This window comes from Clostridium chromiireducens (assembly GCF_002029255.1).
Lineage (GTDB): Bacteria > Bacillota > Clostridia > Clostridiales > Clostridiaceae > Clostridium > Clostridium chromiireducens.
Window position 1 is genome coordinate 1 of sequence record NZ_MZGT01000066.1, and the last position, 26935, is coordinate 26935.

The 26935-nt window shown below is 30.6% G+C and carries 22 protein-coding genes and 1 other annotated feature; of the genes, 21 read left to right on the forward strand and 1 reads right to left on the reverse strand.

The genetic code is table 11. From position 1 onward, the window contains the following. The first annotated feature begins 178 nt into the window (after window positions 1-178). Window positions 179-441 (forward strand) — a binding site (T-box leader). Window positions 442-686: 245 nt separating this feature from the next. The 15 genes from CLCHR_RS19080 (at window position 687) to CLCHR_RS19145 (ending at window position 16290) form a co-directional block, all read left to right on the forward strand. Further along, window positions 687-1166 (forward strand): Lrp/AsnC family transcriptional regulator, encoded by a 480-nt coding sequence (locus CLCHR_RS19080; RefSeq protein ID WP_079441503.1) that lies wholly within the window; start codon window positions 687-689, stop codon window positions 1164-1166. Then, the gene (locus CLCHR_RS19085; RefSeq protein WP_079441504.1) at window positions 1163-2335 is read left to right on the forward strand and encodes an aminotransferase class I/II-fold pyridoxal phosphate-dependent enzyme; all 1173 of its coding nucleotides are present in this window, start codon (window positions 1163-1165) and stop codon (window positions 2333-2335) included. Before CLCHR_RS19080 ends, CLCHR_RS19085 begins: the two co-directional genes overlap by 4 nt. A gap of 430 nt (window positions 2336-2765) precedes the next feature. Beyond that, window positions 2766-3785, forward strand: a complete 1020-nt coding sequence (locus CLCHR_RS19090) for a LacI family DNA-binding transcriptional regulator (RefSeq protein ID WP_079441505.1) — start codon at window positions 2766-2768, stop codon at window positions 3783-3785. A gap of 158 nt (window positions 3786-3943) precedes the next feature. Then, window positions 3944-5062 (forward strand): BMP family lipoprotein, encoded by a 1119-nt coding sequence (locus tag CLCHR_RS19095; RefSeq protein ID WP_079441506.1) that lies wholly within the window; start codon window positions 3944-3946, stop codon window positions 5060-5062. Window positions 5063-5361: 299 nt separating this feature from the next. Next, entirely contained in the window at window positions 5362-6891 is a 1530-nt protein-coding gene (locus CLCHR_RS19100; protein ID WP_079441507.1) for an ABC transporter ATP-binding protein, read from the forward strand. Beyond that, complete coding sequence (locus CLCHR_RS19105) at window positions 6884-8080, forward strand: ABC transporter permease (protein ID WP_079441508.1); 1197 nt, start codon at window positions 6884-6886, stop codon at window positions 8078-8080. The genes CLCHR_RS19100 and CLCHR_RS19105 overlap by 8 nt, the downstream gene beginning before the upstream one ends. Before the next feature lies 1 nt (window position 8081). Then, a complete protein-coding gene (locus CLCHR_RS19110) occupies window positions 8082-9035 on the forward strand; it encodes an ABC transporter permease (protein ID WP_079441509.1) in 954 nt (317 codons plus the stop codon). Between the two features lie 174 nt (window positions 9036-9209). After that, the gene (deoC, locus tag CLCHR_RS19115; RefSeq protein WP_079441510.1) at window positions 9210-9860 is read left to right on the forward strand and encodes a deoxyribose-phosphate aldolase; all 651 of its coding nucleotides are present in this window, start codon (window positions 9210-9212) and stop codon (window positions 9858-9860) included. 68 nt (window positions 9861-9928) lie between these two features. Then, window positions 9929-11233, forward strand: coding sequence for a pyrimidine-nucleoside phosphorylase (locus tag CLCHR_RS19120; RefSeq protein WP_079441511.1), 1305 nt, complete (start codon window positions 9929-9931; stop codon window positions 11231-11233). Between the two features lie 256 nt (window positions 11234-11489). Next, window positions 11490-11888, forward strand: a complete 399-nt coding sequence (locus CLCHR_RS19125) for a cytidine deaminase (protein WP_079441512.1) — start codon at window positions 11490-11492, stop codon at window positions 11886-11888. Window positions 11889-11915: 27 nt separating this feature from the next. Continuing rightward, window positions 11916-12629 (forward strand): purine-nucleoside phosphorylase, encoded by a 714-nt coding sequence (gene deoD, locus CLCHR_RS19130; RefSeq protein ID WP_079441513.1) that lies wholly within the window; start codon window positions 11916-11918, stop codon window positions 12627-12629. 92 nt (window positions 12630-12721) lie between these two features. Beyond that, entirely contained in the window at window positions 12722-13069 is a 348-nt protein-coding gene (locus CLCHR_RS19135; protein WP_079441514.1) for an arsenate reductase family protein, read from the forward strand. A 224-nt stretch (window positions 13070-13293) separates the two neighbouring features. Further along, entirely contained in the window at window positions 13294-13452 is a 159-nt protein-coding gene (locus CLCHR_RS24960) for a hypothetical protein (protein ID WP_169896849.1), read from the forward strand. A gap of 443 nt (window positions 13453-13895) precedes the next feature. After that, window positions 13896-14963: an HD-GYP domain-containing protein gene (locus CLCHR_RS19140; protein ID WP_079441515.1), complete on the forward strand. Its 1068-nt coding sequence runs from the start codon at window positions 13896-13898 to the stop codon at window positions 14961-14963. Window positions 14964-15264: 301 nt separating this feature from the next. Continuing rightward, window positions 15265-16290 (forward strand): alpha/beta fold hydrolase, encoded by a 1026-nt coding sequence (locus CLCHR_RS19145; protein WP_079441516.1) that lies wholly within the window; start codon window positions 15265-15267, stop codon window positions 16288-16290. A gap of 72 nt (window positions 16291-16362) precedes the next feature. On the opposite strand, the gene CLCHR_RS19150 is transcribed toward CLCHR_RS19145, so the two are convergent. Next, window positions 16363-16845, reverse strand: coding sequence for a hypothetical protein (locus CLCHR_RS19150; protein WP_079441517.1), 483 nt, complete (start codon window positions 16843-16845; stop codon window positions 16363-16365). Between the two features lie 300 nt (window positions 16846-17145). On the opposite strand from CLCHR_RS19150, the gene CLCHR_RS19155 reads away from it, so the two are divergent. From CLCHR_RS19155 to CLCHR_RS19180, 6 genes are all read left to right on the forward strand, one after another. Beyond that, window positions 17146-18492: an alpha-amylase family glycosyl hydrolase gene (locus CLCHR_RS19155; RefSeq protein WP_079441518.1), complete on the forward strand. Its 1347-nt coding sequence runs from the start codon at window positions 17146-17148 to the stop codon at window positions 18490-18492. Window positions 18493-18560: 68 nt separating this feature from the next. Beyond that, window positions 18561-20534, forward strand: a complete 1974-nt coding sequence (gene pulA / locus CLCHR_RS19160) for a type I pullulanase (protein WP_079441519.1) — start codon at window positions 18561-18563, stop codon at window positions 20532-20534. A 28-nt stretch (window positions 20535-20562) separates the two neighbouring features. Further along, window positions 20563-21333, forward strand: a complete 771-nt coding sequence (locus CLCHR_RS19165) for a DUF4931 domain-containing protein (RefSeq protein WP_079441520.1) — start codon at window positions 20563-20565, stop codon at window positions 21331-21333. A gap of 521 nt (window positions 21334-21854) precedes the next feature. Beyond that, window positions 21855-23570, forward strand: coding sequence for a ribonuclease J (locus CLCHR_RS19170; RefSeq protein ID WP_079441521.1), 1716 nt, complete (start codon window positions 21855-21857; stop codon window positions 23568-23570). Window positions 23571-23864: 294 nt separating this feature from the next. Then, complete coding sequence (locus tag CLCHR_RS19175) at window positions 23865-25040, forward strand: DegT/DnrJ/EryC1/StrS family aminotransferase (RefSeq protein WP_079441522.1); 1176 nt, start codon at window positions 23865-23867, stop codon at window positions 25038-25040. A 608-nt stretch (window positions 25041-25648) separates the two neighbouring features. Continuing rightward, window positions 25649-26809 (forward strand): MerR family transcriptional regulator, encoded by a 1161-nt coding sequence (locus tag CLCHR_RS19180; protein ID WP_079441523.1) that lies wholly within the window; start codon window positions 25649-25651, stop codon window positions 26807-26809. The last annotated feature ends 126 nt before the right edge of the window (window positions 26810-26935 follow it).

The window sequence follows — 26935 nt, forward strand, 5'->3', positions numbered from 1 at the left end:
ATATATTATAGAGTAATTATTAAAAAAATATTTAATTTCTATTGAATTTTTTATACTTTTGCTAGTATAATATAAAGAAAGATTTATGTAAGAGATAAATGAAAAAAATTATTCATTTAATTTTACATTTAAAAATTTTATTAGAATGTACATGAAATAAATTTTTAGAAGTATATTTTTAAAGATAGTGATAAGGAATAGTATATATTAGTTAACTTTTAAGAGAGCTAGAAGTTGGTGGAATCTAGTAAGTGAGCTTTATAGAAGCAGCCTTTGAATTTTATAGCTGAAAAATAAAGATTATAATTAACATAATTTTTAATTAGGCTATGACGCGTTCCTCGCGTTATAGAGGAAGAGCATGTATGTGCTCTAGCTGAGTGAACAATACTTGTATTGTTTATTAGGGTGGTACCGCGAAGTAGTTCCTTCGTCCCTTGTTGGGATGAGGGATTTTTTATTTTACAGAAATTTATTAAAATTTTAAAAACTTTAGGGTTTATTAAATTAAATGTTAGCAAATCAATAATGAATGATGAAAAATGAATAATGAATGATGAGAGAGGAAATTCCAAAGGAATTTCTATAAATATATAAAATTTAAGAAATCACGAAGTGATGTCAACTTTAATCATTAATTATTTATCATTCATCTTTCATTTGCAAAAATAAGGAGGTTATTTTTAATGGAAGAGATACTTGAAATTTTAGAAAAAAACAGTAGATATAGCGATGAGCAAATTGCTATTATGACTGGCAAAACGGTTGAGGAAGTTAGAGATGCAATAAGAGATTATGAGGAAAAAAGCATAATAGCTGGTTATACAGCACTTATAAATTGGGAGAACACTGGAAGTGAAACTGTTACAGCATTAATTGAAGTTAAGATAACTCCACAAAGAGGAGTTGGATTTGATAAAGTTGCAGAAAGAATATATCAATTCTCAGAAGTAAAAGCATGTTACTTAATGTCTGGTGGATTTGATTTAACTGTTATTGTTGAAGGAAAAACAATGAAGGAAGTTGCGCTTTTCGTATCAGAAAAACTAGCAGTTCAACAATATGTATTGAGTACAGGAACACATTTTGTATTAAAGAAGTATAAAGACCACGGAAAAATATTCAAGGAAAAGAAATTAGAAGATAGGGAGACAATATTCATATGATATTAGAAGATATGATTTTAGATAATGTTAAAAATATGCCTCCATCAGGTATAAGAAAATATTTTGATATAGTGAATGAAATGGAAGGCGTAATTTCACTTGGTGTTGGAGAACCAGATTTTGTAACTCCATGGAATGTAAGAGAAGCTGGAATTTATTCATTGGAACAGGGGCACACTCATTATTCATCTAATGCTGGATTTATTGAATTGCGTACTGAAATATCCAAGTATCTTTATAGAAGATTTAATCTTAGTTATGATCCAGCCAATGAAATAATAGTTACCGTTGGAGGAAGTGAGGGGATTGATGTTGCGCTTAGAGCATTAGTTGGACCTGGGGATGAAGTAATAGTGCCAGAACCGAGCTTTGTTGCATATAAAGGGTGTACAGCATTTACAGGTGCAACTGCGAAGGTGTTAAATCTTCAAGCGAAAGATGAGTTTAAGCTTACACCTGAAGCGTTAGAAAATGCGATTACGCCTAGAACTAAGGTTGTTATAATACCTTTTCCAAATAATCCGACGGGTGCAATAATGACTAAAGAAGAGCTTGCGGGTATTGTTGAAGTTCTTAAGGATAAAAATATTATTGCAATTTCAGATGAAATATATTCAGAACTTTGTTATGGAGAGAAACATGTTTCAATAGCATCATTCCCAGAGATGAGAGATAAGACTTTGGTAATAAACGGATTCTCTAAATCTTATGCTATGACTGGCTGGAGATTAGGATATATTTGCGGTCATCCAGTGCTAATAGATGCTATGAAAAAGATACATCAATATGCACTTATGTGTTCACCTACAACAGCTCAATATGCTGCAATAGAGGCTTTAAAAAGTGGTGATAAAAATGTGGAAGAGATGTGTAGAGAATATAATAGGAGAAGAAGAGTATTAATAAATGGATTCAGAAAAATGGGATTGGAATGCTTCGAGGCTCTTGGTGCATTTTACTTATTTCCAAGCATTAAATCTACAGGCATTACATCAGATGAGTTTTGTGAACAGTTACTCTTAAGCGAGAAAGTATTGGTTGTTCCAGGCAATGCTTTTGGAGAATGTGGAGAAGGATTTATAAGGGTATGTTATGCTTCATCTATGGATGATATTCTTGAAGCATTAAAGAGAATAGAGAGATTTGTTAATAAAATAAGAGAAAAATAAGAAAGGTGGAATAATCTATACATATATTGTTTGGGTTATTCCATTTTTATTTTCAAAGTAATGAAAGAAAAATATATTTGTAGATTATTTTTGAAAAATTAGACGTCATATATAATAAAAAAAGTATATAAGATTCCCCTCAAATGTAGATATATGCTACATAATAATTAAAAATAAAATTAATTTTTATAATAAAAATAGGGAATACTAAGATTATTGACATAGAGTTCCTAATATATTATGATAAATGTGGAAGCGATACCATAAAGCTAAACTTTTTATGTGTAGTTTTATACTCCACATAAATTTAGTTCAAATAATGCCCTAAAGGGGTATATCGTCCAAGAGCGTGCAGCCATTATCTGTCAGATGAAGAGAGTTAAGGATGCTAGATATCGGAAAAATTAAGTTTGCAATGAGGTGGATTTTCATGCCAGTAACTATAAGCGATATTGCAAAAAGAGCAAAAGTATCTCCGGCAACTGTTTCAAGAGTTCTTAATAATTCAGGATACGTGAAGGAAGATACTAAACTTAGAATATTATCGGCAATAAAAGAGATGAATTATACTCCAAGTGCGATTGCTAGAAGTTTATCAAAAAGTGAAACTAATACAATTGGAGTTGTAGTTCCGGACATAACTAATTCCTATTTTGGAGAAATTATTAAAGGAATAAGTGAAATTGCTGAAAAGAATAATTTAAATATTATTTTATTTAATACAGACAATTATTTAGAAAAAGAAATTCGTGCTTTAAATTTATTAAAGGAACAAAGAATTAAAGGGATTATAATGACGCCAGGTTTTGGTGCAGAGCAATTTAATGATACATATATAAAAACAATAAATAATTTAAATATTCCTATAATTCTAGTTTCTGCGGATGTAAAATTTAAAAAATTAAATGGGGTATTTGTAGATAACGTAAAAGGTGGTTTTGATGCAACAAACCTGTTAGTTAAAGAGGGACATACTAAAATAGGAATAATGACAGGATTACTAAGCTCAGAACCAGTTATGGATATGCTGGAAGGGTATAAAAAGGCATTAAAAGAAAGTAATATACAATTTGTAAATAAATATGTTTTCTATGGTGATTTCAAATTAGATAAGGCATATGAAGTAACTAAAAAATTTCTAAAAGAAAAAGATCCTCCAACAGCAGTGGTTGTTTGCAGCAATATGATGACAATGGGAGTAATAAAAGCAATAAAAGAGCAAAATAAAGATATTCCTGAAGATTTAGCCATTGTTGGAGTTAATAAAATTGATTTTTTAGATGTAGTTGGCCTAAATATTACATATATGGAAGACTCCCCAATTGAACTTGGGAAAGCTGCTATGGATATGCTCAGAGATGTTATTAATAATACTGATGATACAGAGGTTAGAAGATTAGTAATTGCACCTCAAATAGTAGCCAAGGGTTCAGAGAAAAAATATAGATAAGATGCACAAATGGGTATAACATAAGTAATATTTAGCATAATAAATTTGACATATTATAAATATAAATAAGTAATATTAATAATAACTACTTTATTAGATTTAAGTCATGAAAACTTCATGAGTTTAAATATTAAATATTATATTTAGGAGGAAGGTTAATGAAAAAGAGATTATTATCATTATTAGCAGTTTCAGCAATAACAGTGACATTATTTGCTGGATGCGGAAGTTCATCATCAGGTAATGGTGCAGGCGGAGGAGATAAAGCCGCAAAAGAAGAGAAAATTAAAGTTGGTATGGTAACTGATTCAGGAACAATTGACGATAAGTCATTTAACCAAGGTACTTGGGAAGGCTTAAAGAAGACTGAAACTGACTTTAGTACAGAAACTAAATATTTAAAACCAACTGGAGAAACAGAAGCAGATTACTTAAAGAATATCGGAGATCTTTACGATTCAGGATTTAAGTTTATAGCAACTCCAGGTTTCAAATTTGAAACAGCTATTTTTAAAGCTCAAGATAAATATAAAGATGCACATTTTGTTCTTATAGATGGTACTCCAAATGATGGAGCTCAACCAGCAAATTATAAAGTAGGAGATAATTCAGTTTCTATCTTATTTGCAGAACATCAATCAGGATTTATTGCAGGTGTTGCTACATCAGTTCAACTTAAAGAAGGTGAACTAGGATTTATTGGTGGTATGGAAATACCAGCGGTTCAAAAGTTCAACTGGGGATTCCAACAAGGTGTTGCTTATGCTAATAAAAATTTAGGAACAAAAATGTCATTAAAAGCAGAAAATGTAGTATACCAAGGAACATTTAATGATGCGGCAGCAGGACAACAACTTGCAGCTCAAATGTACGATAGAGGTGTTAAAGCTGTATTCTGTGCAGCAGGTGGTGTTGGTACAGGTGCTATAACTGAAGCAAAAGCAAGAGCAGCAGCTGGAAAAGCAGTTTGGGTTGTTGGTGTTGACGTAGACCAATATCAAGAAGGTGTAGGTTCAGACGGTAAATCAATAATTCTTACTTCAGCAGTTAAGAAAGTGGATTCAGCAAGCTATAACATGGTTAAAGCATTAAAAGAAGGAAACTTCCCAGGTGGTCAAACTTTAACATTTGATATCACAAAGGATGCTGTTGGTATTCCAGAGAAAAATCCTAATTTAAATGATGAAACAATGAAAGCTGTTCAAGATGTGACAGCAAAACTTAAAGATGGATCAGTAAAAGTTAATGATAAGAATGATGGATCATTAATAAAATAATTCAAATTAAATTCCTAAAACAATGTAGTTAGGATTCTATAAAATAGCAATGGGGATGCATTTCTACAGGTTTTATAATCTTAAGCGATTTAAATCTGATAGAAAAGTCATCCTCTATTGTTCACTATAAACATATTTTATCCGATAGCTAGCATCCATAATACTCCATCTTCTTTAAAAGAGAGATAACGGCTGCACGCTCCTGGATAAGTTCAACTAAGATTCAGATGGGGAATAAAATCCCACCCGAAGCAAGTTTCACTTGATAAATTGTAATTTAAATAAGGAGGAGTCTGATTATGGAATATGTAGTTGAGATGCTAAATATTCGTAAAGAGTTCCCAGGTATAGTGGCAAATGATAACATTACTCTTAGACTAAAAAAAGGTGAAATTCATGCACTACTTGGTGAAAATGGTGCAGGTAAATCGACATTAATGTCAGTACTTTTTGGAATGTATCAGCCAGAAGTGGGAAGCATAAAGATAAGAGGTAAAGAAGTAAAAATATCCAATCCTAATGTTGCAAATGATTTAGGAATAGGAATGGTTCATCAACATTTTAAATTAGTAGAAAATTTTACTGTAACTGAAAATATAATCTTAGGATACGAGCCTAAAAAGGGTCTAGTAGTAGATATAAAAAGTGCAGCTAAAAAGATAGAAGAATTATCAAAAAAATATGAATTAAGAGTTGACCCTTATGCAAAAATAGAAGATATATCAGTGGGAATGCAGCAAAGAGTCGAAATTCTAAAAATGCTTTACAGAGATGCTGAAGTGTTAATTTTTGATGAACCTACAGCAGTGCTTACTCCACAAGAAATTGAAGAACTTATGAAAATTATGAAAAATCTCATTAATGAAGGAAAATCAATCATACTAATAACTCATAAACTTAAAGAGATAAAAGCAGTTGCAGATTACTGTACAGTTATTAGGCGTGGAAAATATATAGGAAGTGTAGAGGTTAAAGCTACTTCTGAACAAAAAATGGCTGAAATGATGGTTGGAAGACCTGTCAGCTTTAAGGTTGACAAAAAAGAAAAAGAACCTGGCGATACAGTTTTAAAAATAGAAGATCTTTCGGTTTTGAATAATAAGAAAGTTCTTGGAGTAAAGAATTTTTCATTAGAAGTAAAAGCAGGAGAGATTCTTGGTATAGCAGGCGTTGAAGGTAATGGGCAAACTGAATTAGTTGAAGCTATTACTGGTATGAGAGCTGTAAAATCAGGAAAAATATATTTTAAAAACGAAGATATAAGTAATATATCAATACGTAGGCGTATAAACAAAGGAATAGCTCATATTCCAGAAGATCGTCATAAAAGAGGGTTAGTTTTAGATTATACTATCGAAAATAATATGGTTTTAGAAATTTATGATAGAGAACCATTTTCAAAGCATGGCTTATTAAAAAAGAATGCTATACACAATTATGCAGAAAAAATAATAAAAGAATTTGATGTAAGATCAGGCCAAGGGGGAGCATCTCTTGCAAGAACGATGTCAGGAGGAAACCAACAAAAGGCGATAATAGGACGCGAAGTTGAATTAAATCCGGAATTATTAATAGCAGTTCAACCTACTAGAGGTCTTGATGTAGGATCAATAGAATACATTCATAAAAGACTTGTAGAACAAAGAGATGCAGGAAAGGCAGTACTTCTTATATCTTTAGAATTAAGTGAAGTAATGAATTTATCAGATAGGATTGCAATTATTAATAGTGGAGAATTAATAGGAATAGTAAATGCTTCTGAAACAAATGAAAATGAAATCGGCTTAATGATGGCTGGAATTCAAAAAGGAGGAAAGTCGCATGAATAAAAAAGAAGCTTTAAATTCAATACTTGCAGTTGTTCTAGGATTGATTGCAGGAGCAGTTTTAATGTTCGCTATTGGAGATAATGCTATAGACGGATATTCATATTTATTTCAAGGCGGATTGAAAAATATATCTAGAATTGGAGATACTTTAGCAACTGCGACTCCTTTGATACTTACAGGGCTTTCAGTAGGATTTGCATTTAAAACAGGACTATTTAATATTGGAACACCTGGGCAAATGCTTTTTGGTGGATTTTGTGCAACAACTATAGCATTAACATATAATGCAAGTATGCCGAGGCCAGTATTATTATTAGTTATGATAATCGTTGGAGCTTTAGCTGGTGCTTTATGGGCATTTGTGCCGGGATTATTAAAAGCTAAATTTAATGTAAATGAAGTTGTATCTGCCATTATGATGAATTGGATTTGTTATTGGATAGTGTATTATGCTATACCAACTTATTTTAAGGGTTCAACTGAAACAGAATCTAAGAATATTCCAGAAATAGCATCATTAAGAACTACTTGGTTTTCAGATTTATTTTCAGGTTCTTATATTAACTTAGGAATACTTATCGCAATTATAGCTGTTATTATTATTGGATTCATTTTGAATAAAACAGTTTTAGGATATGAATTGAAGGCGGTTGGATTTAATAGGGATGCTGCTGAATATGCAGGAATGTCAGTAAATAAAAATATTATTATTGCAATGATGATATCTGGAGGACTTTCAGGACTTGCAGGAGTGGCTCAATATGTTGGAAATGCATCTAATATTCAAATAGGAATAATGCCATCACAAGGGTTTGATGGAATAGCTGTATCATTACTAGGAGCTAATAATCCAATAGGTATTCTTGTATCAGCCATTTTCTTTGGACTTTTATATTCAGGAAAAGGATTTATGAATGCTAACACAAGCATACCTCCAGAAATAGCAGATACAATAATTGCCATTATAATATACTTCGCAGCTATAAGTGCAGCGGTGCCAATAGTAGTTAATAAAATTAAACATAGAAGAGCCATGGCAGCTGCAAATAAAGCTGGTAATACTGGCGGGACTGGTATATTACCAAATGAAAATGCAAGTAATGAGTCAACATTAAGTAGTGATGAAGAAGTGGATGATTCAGAAAAACTTGGTGATACAGAAGAAGTAAATAATAAGGGGGAGAAGTAATATGTGGGACATAGTACAGCAAATTTTTCCATATGCTATAGCATATACAATTCCTTTACTTATGACTGCGCTTGGAGCATTATATTGCGAAAGAAGTGGAGTAATTAATATAGGACTTGATGGGTTTATGATTATAGGCTCATTTTCTGGAGCTTTAACAATAACAAAGTTACAAGATGTTTTTCCAGGCAGCAATCTCCCTCTTTGGATAGGATTGATTGTAGCTCTAATAGTTGGAATGTTATTTTCACTTTTACATGCATTTGCCAGTATAAACTTAAATGCTAACCAAGTAATTAGTGGTACAGCTATAAATATGATAGCAGGAGCATTAACTATATTTTTGGCAAGAACTATTTCAGGAAGTGGACGTATAAGGATTAGAACTGGATTTTTTCAAAGTGATATTCCTGGGCTTTCTCAAATACCTGTACTCGGTAAGTTGCTTTTTGCAAAATCATATGCTACTACTTGGCTTGCATTAGCAATATTACTACTAAGTATATTTTTAATATATAAAACAAGATTTGGATTAAGATTAAGGTCTTGTGGAGAGTATCCTCAAGCAGCTGATGCTGCAGGAATAAATGTATATCGCATGCGTTATATAGGGGTATTACTTTCAGGAGGTTTATCTTCACTATCAGGAGCAATAATACTCGTGACATATTCGGGTGAATTTAATGGAAGTGTTGCAGGTCTAGGATTTTTGGCACTTGCAGCTTTAATTTTTGGGCAATGGAAACCACTTGGTATCCTTGCAGCAACAGCCTTTTTTGGATTTGCAACAACAATTGCTAACGTATCACAAGTTATTCCTGCTCTAGGTTCTATACCATCAGTAGTACTTAAGATTTTTCCTTACGTAGCTACTTTGATTGCCCTTGTGATATTCTCTAAATCGTCACAAGCGCCTAAATCAGCGGGTGAACCTTTTGATTCAGGAAAAAGATAATATTTACTTTTAATAATTATAATGCACAATTTAGTAATAAGCCTTTAGTATAAGATTATGTTAAAGAGCTAAACATTAAAGTAAGAGTTTTGTTCTAGGTTGTGCATTTAAAGATATATAAAAGTATACTAAAATAAATACTTTATATTATATATGAAAGAGGAGAGATACAAAATGGATATAGCTAAATATATAGATCATACAATACTTAAGCCAGAGGCTACTGTGGAAGAGGTAAAGAAACTTTGCAAAGAAGCAAAAGAATATGGTTTTGCATCTGTCTGCGTAAATGCATGTTATGCAAAATTAGTTAGCAATGAACTTTCAGGAACCGATGTGAAGACTTGTGTAGTAGTTGGTTTTCCATTAGGTGCAATGACTAAAGAATCCAAAGCATTTGAAACAGCTCAAGCTATTGAAAATGGTGCAACTGAAATAGATATGGTTATTAATGTAGGCGCATTGAAGGACAAAAATTATTCACTTCTTAAAGAGGATATAGAAGCAGTAGTAAATGCGGCTAAAGAAAAGGCGCTAGTTAAAGTAATTATAGAAACTTGTTTATTAACAAACGAAGAAAAAATTAAAGCGTGTGAAATATCAAAAGAAGCTAAAGCAGATTTTGTTAAGACATCAACAGGATTCGGAGCAGGTGGAGCTACAAAAGAAGATATAGCTCTAATGAGAAAGACTGTTGGACCAGAATTAGGCGTTAAAGCATCTGGGGGAGTTAGAGATTTTAAAACCGCTATGGAAATGATAAATGCTGGTGCAAGTAGGATAGGAGCTAGTGCTAGTATAGCAATAGTTAGTGAAAGTAAATAATTTTTAAGTTTAGAATCTAAATGAAAAAAATTAATTATTAGAAGTTAACTGGTGAAAAGGGTGATTTTATGAAGATGACTGATATTATAAGTAAAAAAAGAGAAGGTATGGAACTTACTACGGAAGAAATTAATTTTGTTGTTGAAAATTATACAAGAGGTAGTATTCCAGACTATCAAGTTTCAGCATTACTTATGGCAATTTGTTTTCAAAAAATGAATATGAGAGAAACTTCGGATCTTACCATGGCAATGGTTAATTCAGGAGATATTCTTGATTTATCAAATATAGAAGGAATAAAAGTAGATAAACATAGTACGGGTGGAGTTGGCGATACTACGACACTTGTATTAACTCCAATGGTTGCTGCCCTTGGGATTCCAGTTGCTAAGATGTCTGGAAGAGGTCTTGGTCATACAGGAGGTACAATAGATAAATTAGAATCATTTGAAGGATTTTCAGTTGAAATAAGCGAAGAACAATTTATGAGTAATGTTAATAATAATAAAATTGCTATTATGGGTCAAACAGCAGATTTGGCGCCGGCAGATAAAAAATTATATGCTTTAAGAGATGTTACCGCTACAGTTGAAAATATATCCCTTATATCATCAAGCATAATGAGTAAAAAAATAGCAGCTGGGGCTAACGCTATTGTTTTAGATGTTAAAATTGGCGATGGAGCTTTTATGAAATCTTTTGAAAGTGCTAAAGAACTTGCAGAAGCTATGGTTAGTATCGGTAAAAATGTTAACAGAAATACTGTGGCTGTAATATCTGACATGGATCAACCATTAGGATTAGCAGTTGGAAATGCATTAGAAATAAAAGAAGCCATTGATACTTTGAATGGAGCTGGACCAAAAGATTTATTGGAACTATGCTTAACTCTTGGAAGCAATATGGTGGTTTTAGCGAGGAAAGCTGAAACAGTCGAAGATGCTAGACAAATGCTTCTTAAAGTTATAGAAGATAAATCTGCGCTAAATAAACTAAAGGAATTTGTTGCATCTCAAGGAGGAAATCCAGAACAAGTTGAGAATACAGAACTTTTACCAAAGGCAAAATATGTTGTAGAAGTTAAAAGCGAAGAAGAAGGATATGTATCTAAAATAGATTCTGAGCATATAGGCCTAATAGCAATGGAACTTGGAGCAGGCAGAGCAACGAAGGAAGATACTATAGATTTAGCTGTTGGTATAGTTTTGAATAAAAAAAGAGGCGATAAAGTATCAAAAGGTGAAACTTTAGCTTATATACACGCAAATGATGAAAGTAAAATAAAGAGAGCGGAAAAGAGCATAATTGAAAGTTATCATATAGCAAAAGAGAAGTCTGAAGATATACCATTAATTTATGGCGTTATAAAATAACTCCAAATTAGTTAAGAAGAAAAATTTGAGGATTCAACAGGAAAAGTCATTGGAAACAAACCAGCGTTAGGTACGGCTATATTAGATGAACTTTGGGAAGAGCAAATGAAAAATTGCAGTATTATTTTAGGAACCAGAAATTCTTTTGTAGACATGGGGCAGACAGTAGCTGAAATCTCAAATATAGAAAAGATAAAAATCGGATTATTTGACCTATAAAATTATATATATTTTTAGAATAAGAGGGGGGATATTTATGGATTACAAAAATCTTATTAAAATAGCATTAGATTATAGGGAGAGGGCTTATTCGCCTTATTCAGAGTTCAAAGTTGGTGCAGCTATTCTTTTTGATAGTGGAGAAATATATGGAGGATGCAATATAGAAAATGCATCTTTTGGAGCAACAAACTGTGCAGAAAGAACTGGGATATTTAGAGGAATATCTGAGGGGGAAAAAAGAATAAAAGCTGTAGCAGTAGTAGGTAGTTTAGAGGAATACACATTTCCATGTGGAATATGTCGCCAAGTAATTGTTGAATTTGGCGATGAAGACGTTAAAATAATAATAGCTAAAAATGAAGATGATTATATAGTAAAGGACATGAATGATATTTTGCCTGGAGCTTTTAAGAAAGAAGCGTTAGGAAAATAAAGAGAACAACGAATCGGAGGTAACAAAATGAGTGTTCATATTAATGCACCAGATGGTGCTATAGCAGAAAGTGTATTATTACCAGGAGATCCATTAAGAGCAAAATTTATTGCAGAAACATTTTTAGAAAATGCGGTATGCTACAATGAAGTTAGAGGAATGTATGGATTTACAGGAACATATAAAGGAAAGAAGATTTCAGTTCAAGGAACAGGAATGGGAATACCATCAATATCAATCTATGTTAATGAGTTGATTCAAAGTTATGGAGCTAAAAACTTAATCAGAGTAGGAACTTGTGGGGGATATAGTGAAAAAGTTAAGGTTAGAGATCTTATTATAGCTATGTCAGCTTCAACTGATTCAAATCTTAATCTAGTGAGGTTCCAAGGAAGAACATATGCACCAACAGCAAGCTTTGAATTATTAAAGCCAGCATATGATATCGCAGTAGAAAAAGGATTTGATCCTAAAGTAGGAAGTATATATAGTTCTGACGTATTTTACGGTGATGATAGTGAAGATTGGAAGAAATGGGCTAAGTTTGGCTGTTTAGGAGTAGAAATGGAAGCAGCAGCGTTATATACAATTGCAGCAAAATTTGGTGTTAATGCGTTGGCATTACTAACAGTAAGTGATCACTTTGTAACAGGAGAAGTTACAAGTGCAGAGGAAAGACAAAAAACATTTACTAATATGATGGAAGTTGCTTTAGATACGATTGTAAAATTAGATAAATAAATTTTGATTAATAAAAGAGTTGAGGAGTATACTTCAACTCTTTTAAAAGTATTTTATTATTTTTTTATAGTATCTAAGGAGGGGGAGATCTTATGAATATACAGATATTTGGAACAAAGAAATGCTTTGATACTAAAAAAGCAGAACGCTTCTTTAAGGAGAGAAATATAAAATTTCAGTTTATTGACTTAAATGAAAAGTCTATGAGTAAAGGCGAATTAAATAGTGTATTAAATTCAGTTAAACTTAATGAATTAATAAATACAAAGAGCAAAGAATATACAAAATTAAATTTTAGCAATATACGAAGTGCGGATATAAAAATTGAATTGTTATTAAAAAATCAAAAAGTTATGAATACTCCTGTGGTTAGAAATGGGAAGGAAGCAACAGTTGGAGAGAAAACTGATATCTGGAATGAATGGATAAACAAGAGTTGATGTATCTTCGATAAAAGGTAAAATTATTCCCATAGTTTCAGTAAAAGTCAGGTATATAATATAATAGTTTTTAGAATACTAAATTTGAGATAATTTCAAATATATATATAAATATCTAAGTAGAAATGAGTCTAAGGTTTGTATTAATTATATGTGAGTACCTTAGATATGAAACTACTCTTTTATTTATTATTCTATATGTTATAGAAAGGGTGAAAATAGTTATGGCGAAAGCAGGAATGAGAAGACCAGATCCGAGTGAACCACATGGAACAGAAAGTAATCATATAACACATTATAAAAAAAATGATGTAAGAAATGTTCCGCAAGAAATACAAGGCAAAGCCAAAACAGGAAATAAAAAAGCGTCACCAATAGAATAAGATTGCAGTTATGTGTGATTAACTGTAAAAAGGGCAAGGGTTTTATTAATCCTTGCCCTTTTTATAATATAAATTATAGATGTTTCACTAGAATAACTAATATTTTAAGAATTTGAATAAAGGTACAGAATATTTAATGTAGCATGTGGGTAGAAGTGTGTAATATGGATATAATAAGAAAAATAATAACACATATATTTCCTGAGAAATTTAATAACTACATTATAAAAAAACATAAAACTTCTTTTGACAAAAGTTAAAAAATATAGAATAATATAAATAAATAAGTACATTTTAATAAATAATTGGCTTAAAAAACTTTATAAATAAATTTTTCACTTTTAGATATTAGTATTTAGTTTAATTAAATTTATTTTTGTATAAGTTGTTATCTATAAAATTTCAAATTGTTTAAAATTATAGGTATGATTGGTGTGAGTATTGTGGAAAAGAAGACAAAGATAGTGAACTTTAATGAGTTAGTAGAAGGTATGGTAGTAGCTAAAAATGTAGAAGAAAATGGGAGTGTGCTCCTTAAAAAAGATTTGTGTATAAATAGCCAAATGATAAAGAAGCTGAGAAGTTTATTATTTATAGGCAAAGTGGAAATATATGAAGAGAGCGTTGAAAAAAAGCCAAGTAATATAGAAAATAAAAAAGAAGAACAGCACAGGAAGATAGAAGAAGAGTTTAAAGAAATATCATTAAAATTGCAAAAAACATTTAGACAATTGGCAAATGAAAATGGAATAGCAATGAATGAAATTAGAGAGTTTTCAAAAAAGATTCAGAATGAGTTAAATCCAAGTAGCGTAGTTATAAAGAACATTGTGCTTTATGGAAGTGGAGCAGATTCGATATATAGGCATGGAGTAAATGTTGCGGCATTGAGTGCGATCATAGGGAAATGGTTGGGTTTTGAAAGTTCAAAATTAAACTTACTCGTATACGCAGCAATACTTCACGACTTTGGAAAGACAAAGATAGATAGAGATTTACTTAAGAAGGAAGAAGCTTTAACAAGAAATGAATTTAACAATATAAAAACTCATGCTCAGGTAGGCTATCAATTTATAAAAGACATATCGTTTCTGGATAAGTCAGTTAGTTATGGAGTATTAATGCACCATGAAAGGTTAGATGGGTCAGGATATCCGCTAGGGTTGAAAGATGAGGCAATACATCCTTTTGCTAAAATAATTGCTATTGCAGATGTATTTGATGCAATTAATTCAGATAGAGGATATAAAAGAAAGAAACTCCCATTTGAAGCGTTGCAAATAGTTAAAAATGAAAGCCTAGGGAAATTAGATTATGAATATTCAAAAATGTTTTTAGAGCATATTTCAGGGTACTATATTGGTGAAGAGGTATTACTAAATACTAATCAGAAATGTAAAGTAATACAAATGAACCTAAATAATCTAGAAAAACCCCTTGTTTTAAAAGATGGAGAGTTTATAGATTTATCAAGAGAAACAGATTTGTATGTGAAAGAAATGTTGTTATAACTTTTGTGTTATTATATAGGAGAAGACTTAGTATTAAGTACAGGTGAGAAAGCTAAAATAATTTATTATCAAAACAAAGGCTTTCAATATTAAATAATAGAAATTAGCTGTCTTAGAAAAAATTTATTTCTGATAAATTTAGATTAAGAGAGCTGTTTTTTTTGTATGTTAATAATTGTAAATTGAGTTATTTTTAACCTAAAGTTATAATAGATTTAAAGAAACTATTGTATATTAAATCTAAGTAATTGAATAAATTATAAATCATAGAAATAATTGTTGCAAATAAGGAGGATTGTTTATGAGTAATAATGCCGCTCTAAAAATTACTTCAGATCTAGATTATATAATTACAGGTAAGGGAAAATATGTTTCACAAAAGAACTATAAAGAAGAGATGTTGGATAAAGTAGAACCATATATAAAGAAAAATTTAAAAAGTGGGTATATTATCGGAGAAAATAATTTAAAATTATATTACGAAAAATTTATGGTAAAAAACCCAAAGGCTAATATTGTTATATGTCATGGTTTTGGAGAATTTACGGAAAAATATTATGAATTAATTTACTATCTAATGAAAGAAAATTATTCTGTTTTTATTATGGAGCATAGAGGGCATGGTCGTTCTCCAAGACTAGGTATAGATAGTAGCCAAATAAGCGTTGAAAAGTTTGATTATTATACTGAGGATTTCAAAAGATTTATAGATGAAATTGTTATTCCTAATAGTAGTAATAAAAACTTATTTTTGTTTGCTCACTCTATGGGAGGTGGGATTGGTACGCTTTTCCTAGAACAATATACGAATTATTTTACCGCTGCTGTATTAAGCTCACCAATGCATGAAATAAATACAGGAAAGGCACCAAAAATCTTTGCAAATATTGTTTCTAGAAGTCTAAGAATTTTGGGAAGAGGGATAAATTATTTACCTGGCCAAGTTCCGTATGCTAAGAAAAAGGCATCGCCTACTAGATCTACTAGTTGCAAAGAGAGATATGAGTACTTACATGAAAAAATTAAAAAACATGATGAATATCAGTGCGGGGGATCGTCAGCACTATGGTACATCGAAGGTGTGAAAGCAACTAGAAAACTTATAAAAAAAGAAAATGCCTCAAAGGTTAAAATACCTGTATTGCTACTCCAAGCAGAATATGATACACATGTTATTCCAGAGGCACAAAAAAAGTTTGCACAATATGCTACGAACTGCGAGTTGGTCAAAGTAGATGGATCAAAGCATGAATCATATTATGAGCGAGATGAGATAGCATTTAGTGTCTTTGATAAGATCATTTCTTTTTACACTAAGAATGTTTAAAATAAATTTACAAATAAAAAGAACAAAGTTTAAATATTAGCTTTGTTCTTTATGCTATGTATTAATAAAGTATTATCTTAAGAATTGATTCAATATATCTTGAGTATTTGGTTTAGAACCGTTAATTATATCTCTATATTCTTTTAATCTTTTATCCTCTTCTTCTGTCAAACTTTGATTAGATTTTTTCTTTTGGATTAAAATTTTGAAATCTTCGTAATCATCATTACCCAATCTTCCTTTTATTATGCTGTCAAGAAGCGTATGCAAAGTTTTTTGTTGTTCTTCAGAGAAGGCAGTACCATTATCTTTACATTTTTTTAGTTCCAATAATTGTTTTTTCTGATCAGGGGAAAGATATTTATAATTTTCCTCACTAAAAATATTAAGAATTCTATTTTTTTCATCTTTATCTTTTTGTGAGTAAAAAACAGATAATTCTAAATCAGGCTTGTAATTAAGGATACTATTTGCTATTACTGGGCTTGAAAGTGCTATTAGACAATTCAGTACAATAAATAAAGAGATTAATAATTTTATGGTTTTATCATTCATGTTCATACCTCCATGGATATTTAATTTATGCAATTATTATGTGACAAAATTAAGAAAATTATTATTATTATTGCTAAGTTGTTGAATAATTATTTTATTATATAAATAAAGCTTTTAATTACATATATAAGAACTTATGTTAAATATAGTGTAAAAAATAATGGTTTGTATTTTAAATTACATTAAACTTCTATATAATAAAAAAGTATTTATATGAATAAAATTTACAATTATAAATATGAAATAATAGTATATTGAAAAAAGTGGTATAATGTATAAAGGGGAAAAGGGGATGAATTTATGAATACATGGATTAAGGAAAGCATTTTTTATCAATTTTATACACTTGGAGTTTGCGGAACATTGGAACCCGGCAAGGTATATAAAGAAGAGAATAGATTAGCTAAAATAGAAAACTGGATACCTCATTTGAAAGAAATGAGCATTAATGCTATTTATTTTGCACCAGTATTTGAATCAAGCTACCATGGATACGATACGAAAGATTATTATAAGATTGATAAAAGACTTGGAACTAATGAAGACTTTAAGGAGCTATGTAATAAACTTCATAATAATAATATACGGGTAATATTAGATGGGGTTTTTAATCATGTAGGAAGAGAATTTTGGGCGTTTAAGGATGTTCAGAAGAACGGACGAAATTCTAAGTATTGCAATTGGTTTTCAAATCTTAATTTTAATAGCAAAAGTCCAATGGGTGATGAATTTAATTATCAAAGTTGGAATGGGTGTTTTGATTTAGTTAAGCTTAATTTGAGAAATCAAGAAGTATTAAATCACTTATTACAAGCCGTGGGACTTTGGATAGATGAATTTGAAATAGATGGCTTAAGACTAGATGCAGCAGACAGTATAGATTTTGAATTCTTTAAAGTCTTGAGGAAATTTACTGAATCTAAAAAGAAAGATTTTTGGCTTATGGGTGAAGTTATTCATGGAGATTATACTAGGTGGGCAAATAAAGAAAGTCTAGATTCTGTTACTAATTATGAATGTTATAAAGGAAATTATTCGAGTCATAATGATAAGAATTATTTTGAAATAGCATATTCATTAAATAGGTTATTTGGAAATGGCGGAATATATAAGGATCTATGCCTATATAATTTTGTTGATAATCATGATGTTAATAGATTAACAAGCATCCTAAAAGTTCCGGAATATGTATATAATGCTTATATATTATTATATACAATGCCAGGAGTACCTAGTATTTATTATGGCAGTGAATTTGGTATTAGAGGTGTTAAGGGAAAAGGTACGGATTTACCTCTCAGGCCGGAATTAGAGCTTGGAAAAATAGAACAAACAAATAATGAACTATACGAATTACTTAAGAAGCTTGGAAAAATTAGAAGCCAGTGTGAAGCATTAAAATATGGGAATTACGAACAGGTAGTTGTTAAAAATGAACAGTTTGTATTTTCTAGAACAAGTAATAATGATAAAGTTTATGTGGTTTTAAATCTAAGTGATAAAGAAAGTAGTTTAAATTTTAAAATGACTTTTTCTGAGGGAATTGATCTATTGGATGATAATGAAGCCTTGGTTAATGGCGGAGAAGTTTATATAAAAGTTCCTGCCTTTTCAGCTAAAATAATCAAGGAATTAAAAAGAATTTAATATAAAATTTTCTATAAGTCTCATCTGAAATAATATGACTAATAGGACTAATAAGGGGTAATAATATAATGAATTTATTAGATAATGATTATAATAATTATACAGGAAAATTGGGAGCAGAATATTCTAAGGAGAGTACAAAGTTTGTATTATGGGCACCAAATGCTAATAATGTTAGATTAGCTTTATTCGGTGATGACGGTAAAAATTATACAAATGCACCAGTAGAAATATTAGATATGAATAGAGGTGCACAGGGAACTTGGAATATAGAAGTTAAGAGAGACTTGAAAGGCGAATTTTATAATTATTTAGTTACTAATAGCGGTAATGAAAGAGAAGTAACAGATCCCTATGCTAAAGCATTAGGTGTAAATGGGAATCGTGGTATGGTTATTAATTTAAGAGAAACAGACCCAGTAGATTTCCATAAAGATGAGAAGCCAGAACTAAGTAGTGCAGTCGGATCGATAATATATGAAGTCCATGTAAGAGATTTTTCTGCAAATGAAAATTCGGGAATCAAACCTGAAAGGAAAGGAAAATTTATTGCATTTTGTGAATATGGAACTACGGTACCAGGGAGATATACTAAAACTGGTATAGACTATTTAAGGGAGCTAGGAGTAACCCATATTCATTTGCTCCCAGCCTTTGATTATGAAACTGTTGACGAAAGTAAACCAGATGTGCCACAATATAACTGGGGATATGACCCAAAAAATTATTTTGCACCAGAGGGTTCGTATTCTACAAATCCTTTTAGTGGAGAAAAAAGAATAAATGAGTTTAAAGAAATGGTTAAATGCCTACATAAGTCTGGATTAAGAGTTGTTATGGATATGGTTTATAACCACACTTATAGAAGTTATGAATCTAATTTAAATTTGGCAGTCCCAGGATATTATTATAGGCAAGATTCTAATGGTAACTTTTCTAATGGATCTGGTTGCGGTAATGAATTAGCATCAGAGCGATATATGGTAAGAAAGCTAATTGTTGATTCGGTAGTATATTGGGCAAAAGAGTATCATATAGATGGATTTAGGTTTGATTTAATGGGACTACATGATATTGAAACCATGAAATTAATCAGAACCGAGTTAGATAAAATAGATCCGACTATAATTATGTATGGGGAAGGATGGACTGGTGGGTTGTCGCCATTAAATGGGGAAGATTCGTCAGTAAAACAAAATATATTCAAATTTGATAAGATGCAGATAGCTGCTTTTAGTGACGATACCAGGGACTCAGTTAAAGGGCATGTATTTAACATTAATGAAAGAGGATATATAAATGGAAGAATAGGCCTGGAAGAAAGCATTAAATTTTGCGTAGTTGGTGCTACCGGCCAAAAGGGAATAAATTATGATAAGGTTATGTATTCACATTGGGCATGGGCTAATGAGCCATACCAATGCATAAATTACATTTCTGCTCATGATAATTATACATTGTGGGATAAATTACACATGACTAACGAAGATTCTTCTTTACAGAAACGTAAAAATATGAATAAGTTAGCGGCGGCTATAGTGCTGACATCTCAAGGAATTCCGTTCTTCCAAGCAGGAGAAGAATTTTTAAGAACAAAGAAAAATGAAGATGGAAGTTTTAATCATGATAGTTATAACGCACCAGATAGTGTTAATAGCTTAAACTGGGACAGCGTTCATGAGTATGAAGAAATCGTGAATTATTATAAAGGACTAATAAAATTAAGGAAAAAGTATAGAGCTTTTAGAATGAATTCAAGTGAAGAAATAAAAAAGAATCTGATATTTTTAGAGTATGGAGAAGATTTTTATAAAGAAAATGTTGTTGCATATAAGATTGAAGATAATAGTGGGAAAAATTTATCTAACACTATAGTTGTAATATTCAATCCAAATGATGAGGAAGCATTCGTAGAGTTAAAAGAATGTGGATGGAGTGTTCTTGTTAATAAAGAAAGAGCAGGGGTCGATGAGATTTATGCTATAGCTGGAAACAATGTAACTGTTCCTTCAAAGTGTGCACATGTTTTAATTAAAAAATGATTTTGATGGAAGGTTTTTGGTGATATAAATGGAAGAAGAAAAGTATTTAGTATTTTTAAATGATATAAATAAGGATAAGCCTAATGAATTTCAAAAAATAAATATAAAAGAATGTCCTTTTTGTAATAGAGACAAACTTACAGATATTATCGATGAAAAGGGTCCATTTATGTTACTTAAGAACAAGTATCCAACCATAAAAGACACTTGTCAGTTAGTCATTATAGAGACCTATACTTGTGAAAATGATATGGGGGAATATTCTGAAGAATATATGGAAGACTTAATAAGGTTTGGTGTAAAGCACTGGTTAAGGATGGAAGGCAGTGGAGAATACAAATCAGTTATATTTTATAAGAATCATGGACCAAGATCAGGTGGAAGTTTAAAACACCCACATATGCAAATTGTAGGTATTGATGATATAGACTATAAGTCAAGAATAAAGGATGAATACTTTAATGGGATAGAAATCCATAAAAGTGATAATTGTTTGGTAAATTTATCCCATACACCATTTAATGGATTTACTGAGTTTAATATAATAATAGATGATGATTTAAATGCATTAAGTGAACTTTCAGTTAATCTTAGAAAAATAGTTCACTATCTTTTAAATAATTATTTTGTAAAATGTGATAGTTTTAATATATTCTTCTATCACTTTAAGGAAAAGATAATATGTAAGGTTATGCCTAGATTTACAAGTTCACCACTACTCCTTGGGTATGGCATCAGACAAATCTCAAGCTGCGAAGAAGAAATTGTAGATAAAGTAAAATCGTTATATTTCCAATAATATTAAGTTTTAGTTTCTATACATATCAAAATGTATAGAATTATATAGATAAACAACGTGATAATTAAACTTAGACATGATAACTCGCAAAATGAGTAGCATACGTTTTGTTCCAGTTTCTAAGGAATTTTCATGGGTGATTCTAAGAAAAAAAGTTGCTTCATAAATGCTAGCCTCGAAGGCAATGCGCTCACAGAGAAAGTACGAGAATCCAAATGTAAAATTTGGACTCTCACTTTTTGAACTAGCATATTTGGAACAACTTTTTTTCTAAGAATAACTACCACAAAAATTCCTTACGAAACATTATACAAAAGTATGTTACTCATTTCTAATTGGGTTATAATTCAAAGTGTATATTAAATTTACGCTTTGTTTATCTATGATATGTGAATAATAGCATTATAGTTTTAAGATTATAATATTAACTATTTTAGTGAAATAAATTTTAATTAATACTTATATATTTAATAGTATTTGTAAATAATTAGATTAGGCAATATATATTAAGGGGTGAAAAAATGGATAATAATGAAATTGAAATTAATAAACCTAAGACGAATAAAAAAAGCAAAGCTAAGATGATGTCATTAAAAATTATTCCATTAGGTGGGCTTGGCGAAATTGGAAAAAACATGACAGCTTTTGAATACGACAATGAAATAATTGTTATAGATTGTGGATTAGCATTTCCGGATGAAGATCTTTATGGAATTGATATTGTAATTCCGGATGTAACATATTTGATAAAAAATAAAGATAAAGTCAAAGGTATCTTTATTACTCATGGACATGAAGACCATATAGGTGGATTGCCATATATATTAAAGCAAATCAATATACCTGTATACGGCACAAAACTTTCACTTGGACTAATTGAATTGAAACTAAAAGAACACGCTATTCTTAGTGATTGCACTCTAAACATGGTGGAACCAGCGGAAACAGTGAATTTAGATAAATTTAAGATTGAATATATTAGAAATAATCATAGTATTCCAGATAGTTGCTCAATTGCATTACATACACCAGTGGGAGTTGTTGTCCATAGTGGAGATTTTAAAGTAGATTTTACACCTATAGATGGAAAAGTCATGGATTTACAAAGGTATGCTCAATTAGGTAAGAAAGGCGTATTACTGCTAATGGCGGATAGTACCAATTCTCTTCATAAAGGTTACACAATGTCAGAAAAAACCGTTGGTGAAACTTTAGAGAACCTATTTAGCAAAGCTACTGGTAGAATAATTGTTTCTACCTTTGCATCTAATGTTCATAGGTTACAACAAATTAGCAATTGCGCTGTAAAGTATGGAAGAAAGATAGCATTTAGCGGAAGGGGCATGGAAAATGTATCGGAGGTAGCTAGGGAACTTGGTTATTTAGTCATACCAGAAGATATGGTAATAAGCTTAGATCAAATAAAAAATTACCCCAATGATAAGCTAACTATCGTTACAACAGGAAGTCAAGGGGAATCAATGGCAGCACTTACAAGAATAGCAGCATCAACACATAAATATATTCAAATATTTGAAGATGATATGGTTATAATCTCAGCAACACCAATACCAGGTAATGAAAAAGCGGTATCCAATGTAGTAAATGAACTGATAGAAAAGGGAGCCAATGTAATATATAAATCTATAGAAGAAATACATGTTTCAGGTCATGCTTGTGAACAAGAACTTAGATTGATTCAAGCTTTATTAAAGCCTAAATTTTTCATTCCTGTTCATGGCGAATATAAACATTTAATTACACATGCTAAGATTGCTCAAAGTATGGGAATAGATAAAGATAATACATTTATACTAGAAAATGGAGATGTACTTGAATTAACTAGAAATAGTGGAAAGATAACGGGAAAAGTTCCATTTGGAAGAGTTCTTGTGGATGGTATGGGTGTAGGCGATATAGGAAATATGGTACTTAGAGACAGAAAGAATTTGGCTGAAAATGGAATAATAACTGTAGTTATTGCTATAGATAGGAGAAATAAGGTGATAATATCAGGTCCAGACATTGTTTCAAGAGGTTTTGTTTATGTAAGAAATTCTGAGGAATTAATTGATGAAGTTAGAAATATTGTAACTGATGTTGTGGAAAAGTGTTTAGATAAAAATATTACTCAATGGGCAGAAATAAAAAATGGTATAAGAAGAGAAGTTGACAATTTTGTATATATGAAAATGAAAAGAAAGCCTATGATTTTACCAGTGATTGTTGAAATATAAAAAGACTTTTAGATAATGTCTGTATACCAAAAGAAGAAATTATTTAAAATATAAAATAGTTATTTAATAATGATAAAACCACCTATTTTAGATTGATATTGGCTTATGGAGAAATCAACTACGATAGGTGGTTTAATTAATTTATGAACAAAATAAATTTCGCCTTGACTCTGACCTAAGGTATGAGTTTATAATAAACTTAAAGGATTATTAAAATGTTATTTTATCCTTGATTTGTGTAATAAGAAATTTATTATTAAAAACTTTATCTAAATTAGGAGAGGATTGAATTATATGAAGAAAATACCATTTTCGCCACCTGATATAACAGAAGAGGAAATACAAGCTGTTGCAGAGGTGCTAAGATCAGGGTGGATTACATCTGGCCCACAACTTTCTAGATTTGAAGAGGGAATAGAAGAGTACTTGCAAGTAAGTAGAGCATTAGCGTTAAACAGCGCAACGGCTGCTATGGAATTAGTACTTAAGGTATTTGATATAAAAGAAGGAGATGAAATTATAACTACTCCTTATACTTATACTGCAACTTCCAGTGTAGGCATACATAGAGGCGTTAAGCCAGTATATGTTGATGTTAAGAAAGACACTTTCATGATGGATATAGATAAAATTGCAGAAAAGATTACAGATAGAACAAAAGTAATCATGCCTGTAGATATTGCAGGATTACCGTTTGATTACGATGCGTTAAAGAAAGTATTAAAGGATTTAAATAGAGAAGATATTATAATAAATTGTGATTCAGCTCATTCCTTTGGTGCAAAATATAAAGGTCAACCTGTTGGATCTCAATGCGATTTTCATTCATTTTCATTCCATGCAGTTAAGAATTTAACCACAGCTGAAGGTGGAGCTGTTACTTTTAACAATAATAATTTTAGAGGACATGAAAATCTGCTTCAATATATGAGATTTACAGCAATGCATGGTCAATCAAAAGATGCTTTGAGTAAGCTTAAGGCTGGGGCTTGGGAGTATGATATTATAAATGATGGACTAAAATGCAATATGACTGATATGAGTGCAGCTATTGGAATTGTTCAGCTTAAGAGATACAACCAAATGCTTGAAAAGAGAAGACAAATATTTAAGACTTACAGTGATATCTTATCAAAAGAAGATTTTTCAATAATACCAGTTACAAAAGATGATAATGGAACTGAAACATCATATCATTTATATCTTTATAGAGTTAAAGGATTTAATGAAGAAAAGAGAAATATTGCTATCCAAAAGTTAGCTGAAATGGGAATTGCAACAAATGTTCATTATAAGCCACTTCCGATGCTGACATTGTATAAGAATTTAGGATATGATATCAAAGATTATCCAAATGCTTATGCTCAATATGAAAATGAAATTACCCTTCCAGTGTACACTACACTATCATTAGAAGATGCAGCGTATATAGCTGAGGAAACTGTAAAAGTAATTAAAGAGATACTATAAGTTATGTGAAACTTACCGAAATTATAAACATTTTATCCGCTAGCCAACTCCTGGATAAGTTCAACTAGAGATTTAGGTGGAGATTGGCTCCACCTAAATCAAGTTTCACTTAATTCCGAAAAACTATGAAAATATCGCTGAAAGGTTCTATCAACTTTAGAATGCTCCAACTTTCAGTTTGACAAGCTAAAGAGAAACAACCGCTAGCGGAAACTCGACTCACGTTCGTTCGCTGAGTAAGCGATTCACACTAAATCAAAGATTTAGGTTCACTGCTTAAGAACCTTTAACAGCTCATTTTCAAATGTTTATAATTTCTAGTGAAGATATCAAATTAAAGTTTTAGTAAATTTGTAAATATGTTTATGGAATAAGTCAAGTGTTTAAATTAGACATCTATATAGGACTATGTGATTAACTATAAATTTATATCTACTAAGCCCTTATAAATCAATATGTTGGTAAACCAATCATAATCTTAACATATATTTTGAAATATAACCCAACTGGAACAAAAGTATGCTATTCATTTCGGTGAGTTTATTGGATAAGTCTAAGTTACATGTTGTTTATCAATAAATATATTAAGCTTAATTGGAGGGACGATATTGAAAATAGGTGAATTTGCCAAAAGATCAGGAGTAACAGTAAAGACACTACTTCATTATGATAAGATTGGACTTTTAAAACCATCTGAAAAAACTGATTCGGGATATAGAATTTATTGTGAAGATGATTTTTTGAAGTTGCAGCAAATTACAACTTTAAAGTTTATCGGATTATCCTTAAGCGAAATCAGCCATACAATTAACGAAAGTGGAGAAAATCTAGAGCATATGATAACTATTCAAAAAAAAGCACTAGAGGAAAAGAAGAAGCATATAGAATCAGTTATAGCTGTTTTTAATAAAGCTGAAAATAAGGCAAAAGAAAGTAAATTTATAGATGTTAACAATTTAATTAATATCATTAAGATAACCAATATGGAAAAAAGCGTAAAGGAACAGTATAAGAGTGATAAAAATCTTAATCTAAGAAGTAATCTTCATAGTTATAATATCAATAAAATAGATTGGGATAAGTGGTGCTTTAATCAAATGTATTTTCCTGATCAAGCAAAAATATTGGAACTTGGATGTGGTGTAGGAAAGTTATGGTATAAAAATAAAGATAGTATAAATAAAGAATTAAGTATTACTTTATCTGATTTTTCTAAAAGCATGCTAAAAATTGCAAAGAATAGATTAAAAGAAATAGATCATGAATTTACTTATCAAGAGATAAATGCAGAAGATATACCCTATAAAGACGGGAGCTTTGATGTAGTTATTGCACAACATATGATTTATTTCGTACCTAATATAGAAAAGGCTTTATCTGAAATAAGAAGAGTACTGTCACCCGGCGGCATATTTTATGTGACTGCTAATTCTTGTAAATCAATGTATGAACTTAATGAACTGGCAGAAAGTTTTGCACCAAATCTTGGATTAGATAGTAACGGATTTTCCAATAGATTTGATTTAGAAAATGGTAGAGCAATTCTTCAAAAGTATTTTAATAAGATTGATATAGAAGTTTTAGACGGAAAAATAATAGTCAATAGTGCAGAACCAGTAGTATCATACAAAGCATCGACCATACAAGGAAGCTCGGTTTTAATAGGGGAGCGAAAAAAAGAATTTACAAGATATTTAGAGGAATACATTAAAAAGCATGGCAACATTTCTATAACCACAAAAGCATGTATGTTTAAAGCGAAAAAATAAAGGATAAAGAAGACATTTTTATATAGTGTCTTCCTTATCCTTTATTTATTTTATTATACTTCGTATTCATTATCTGAATTACAGTATTCTATTTAAATTTTAATAAATATTTATAAAGAATATTAG